This window comes from Streptomyces sp. NPDC054863, from assembly GCF_053610825.1.
Genome location: NZ_JBSGZD010000539.1, coordinates 1 through 1,808, shown reverse-complemented (window position 1 = coordinate 1,808; position 1,808 = coordinate 1). Strand labels below are relative to the sequence as shown.

The window sequence follows — 1,808 nt, the reverse complement described above, 5'->3', positions numbered from 1 at the left end:
GTGCACGAGGGGGCCGGTCCGCAGCGGACCGGCCCCCTCTTCGCGTACCTGCCGTCAGTGGCCGCGGGCGATCCACTCGGGCAGCTGCGGGGCTTCCGCGCCGATCGTGGTGGGGTCGCCGTGGCCGGTGCGTACGGACGTCCCGGCAGGGAGCGTCAGCAGGCGGTCGCGGATCGAGTCGACGATCGTCGGGAAGTGCGAGAAGGACCGGCCGGTCGCGCCCGGGCCGCCCTGGAAGAGGGTGTCGCCCGTGAAGACCGTGGCCAGGTCCTCGGAGTAGAGGCAGACCGCGCCGGGGGCGTGGCCCGGGGTGTGCAGGACCTTCAGGGTGGTGCCCGCGACGGAGAGTTCCTGGCCGTCGGTGAGGGCGGCGTCCGGGGCCCTGTCGGGGTGGGTCTGCTTCCAGAGGGGGAGGTCGTCCTCGTGGAGCAGGATCGGGGCGCCGGTGGCTGCTGCCAGGGCCGGGGCGGCGTCGATGTGGTCGTTGTGGGCGTGGGTGCAGACGATGGCGAGGAGAGTGCGGTCGCCGAGGGCGGCGCGGATGGCGTCCGCGTCGTGGGCGGCGTCGATGACGATCGCTTCGGTGTCGTCGCCCACGAGGTAGACGTTGTTGTCGACGTCCCAGGTGCCGCCGTCCAGGGAGAACGTCCCGGAGGTGGTGAGGTGGTCGATGCGGGCGGGGCTCATGAGAACTCCACCACCGAGCGCAGTACGTCTCCCTCGTGCATGCGCGCGAAGGCCTTCTCGACGTCGCCGAGGCCGATGGTCTCCGTCACGAACGCCGCGAGGTCGATGCGGCCCTGCTGGTGCAGGTCGATCAGCATCGGGAAGTCGCGGGAGGGCAGGCAGTCGCCGTACCAGGACGACTTGAGCGCGCCGCCGCGGCCGAAGACGTCGATGAGGGGGAGCTCGATCTGCATGTCGGGGGTGGGGACGCCGACGAGGACGACGGTGCCGGCCAGATCGCGGGCGTAGAAGGCCTGCTTGTACGTCTCGGGGCGGCCGACCGCCTCGATGACGACGTCGGCGCCGTTGCCGCCGGTGAGGGCGCGGATGGCTTCGACGGGGTCGCCGGTGCGGGAGTTGACCGTGTGGGTGGCGCCCATGGACTTGGCGGTTTCGAGCTTGCGGTCGTCGATGTCGACGGCGATGATCTTCGCCGCTCCGGCGAGGCGGGCGCCGACGATCGCGGCGTCGCCCACTCCCCCGCAGCCGATGACGGCGACCGAGTCGCCGCGGCCGACCTGTCCGGTGTTGATCGCGGCGCCGATGCCCGCCATGACGCCGCAGCCGAGGAGGCCCGCGACGGCCGGGGAGACCTCGGGGTCGACCTTGGTGCACTGGCCGGCCGCGACGAGGGTCTTCTCGGCGAAGGCGCCGATGCCCAGGGCCGGGGAGAGCTCGGTGCCGTCGAGCAGGGTCATCTTCTGCTTGGCGTTGTGGGTGTCGAAGCAGTACTGCGGCCTGCCGCGCAGACAGGCCCGGCACTGGCCGCAGACCGCACGCCAGTTGAGGACGACGAAGTCGCCGGGGGCGACGTCGGTGACGCCCTCGCCGACGGACTCGACGATGCCCGCCGCCTCGTGACCGAGGAGGAAGGGGAAGTCGTCGTTGATGCCACCCTGCTTGTAGTGGAGGTCCGTGTGGCAGACGCCACAGGCCTGGATCTTCACCACGGCCTCGCCGGGACCCGGGTCCGGGACGACGATCGTCTCCACGCGTACCGGCTCGTTCCTGCCGGGGGCGATCACGCCGCGCACCTGCTGTGCCATCTGGGGTCCTTCCTGACCTGAAGAGGTGTCTGACCT

Annotated in this window: 2 protein-coding genes; both read right to left on the bottom strand. The window is 71.5% G+C overall.

Annotated features, from left to right (window positions below):
- Positions 1 to 54: 54 nt before the first annotated feature.
- A complete protein-coding gene (locus ACWGIG_RS38710; RefSeq protein ID WP_453326415.1) occupies positions 55 to 687 on the bottom strand; it encodes an MBL fold metallo-hydrolase in 633 nt (210 codons plus the stop codon).
- Positions 684 to 1,772 carry an S-(hydroxymethyl)mycothiol dehydrogenase gene (locus ACWGIG_RS38705; RefSeq protein ID WP_453326414.1) on the bottom strand — a complete coding sequence of 363 codons (1,089 nt, stop codon included), beginning with the start codon at positions 1,770 to 1,772 and terminating at the stop codon, positions 684 to 686. Before ACWGIG_RS38705 ends, ACWGIG_RS38710 begins: the two co-directional genes overlap by 4 nt.
- Positions 1,773 to 1,808 lie beyond the last annotated feature (36 nt).